This window comes from Ornithinicoccus halotolerans, assembly GCF_009602535.1.
GTDB classification, from domain to species: Bacteria; Actinomycetota; Actinomycetes; order Actinomycetales; family Dermatophilaceae; genus Ornithinicoccus; species Ornithinicoccus halotolerans.
This window is the reverse complement of sequence record NZ_WIQI01000222.1, coordinates 1-838: the sequence shown is the minus strand read 5'-3', so window position 1 is coordinate 838 and position 838 is coordinate 1. Positions and strand designations below refer to the sequence as shown.

Annotated in this window: 1 protein-coding gene; it reads left to right on the top strand. The window is 43.8% G+C overall.

Going from position 1 to position 838, the window contains the following annotated elements; all coding sequences use genetic code 11:
• The first annotated feature begins 41 nt into the window (after nt 1-41).
• A protein-coding gene (locus GFJ45_RS16180; protein WP_407670412.1) for an IS5 family transposase occupies nt 42-829 on the top strand; the annotation gives its coding sequence in 2 pieces (ribosomal slippage) (nt 42-294 and nt 294-829; 789 coding nt in all).
• Nucleotides 830-838: the final 9 nt, after the last annotated feature.

Sequence of the window (838 nt, the reverse complement as noted above, 5' to 3'; positions counted from 1 at the left end):
GAATCTGGTAGAATTGTGGAAAACCGACTGAGGAGTTTGTCATGCCAGATTATCCAAGCAATATTTCTCGAGCGCAATTTGCGTTAATACAACCTGATTTAGAAAACTTCCGTAAGCATACAAGACCGCGTCGTTATGATCTTTATGACGTATTCAATGCCATCCTTTACTCGCTTACTACAGGGTGTCAATGGCGTGAATTACCGCACGATTTCCCGGAATGGCACACTGTCTACCGCTATTACGATATGTGGCGAGATAAACCAGACCCGACAGCTGATTCGCTATTAGAAAGGCTTTTAAAAAAACTGTTGCTTCCTATCGCTTTGCACAGGGCCGATCGGCCCGAACGTCGTTTGTGATTGTTGATGCTCAAAGTGTTAAAACCACTGATTTAACGAAAAATAGTGGCTACGATGGCGGCAAAAAGATTTCAGGGATTAAGCGTCATATGGCGGTTGATATTAACGGTTTACCACAAGCCATTCTCGTGACACGAGCTAATGTATCAGATCGTTCAGGTGCATTGGCTATGCTTAGTTTGGCTAGCCAAAATTTAGAGCTGGTTCAGCATGTCATGGTTGATGATGGCTACACTGGCAATGACTTTGCGGATCAGGTGAAGCTCATTTTGAATGCTAAGACGACGGTAGCTAAACGCAACGAGTTGCATACATTCACGGTGTTACCGCAACGATGGATCATTGAACGTTCATGGAGTTGGCTAGACAAATGTCGGCGACTTTGGAAAAACTGTGAACGTGCCCTTAACAGCAGTCTTCAAATGGTTGTATTGGCCTTCCTGAAGATAGTTCTTAAAAGATACTAGACAGGTTCT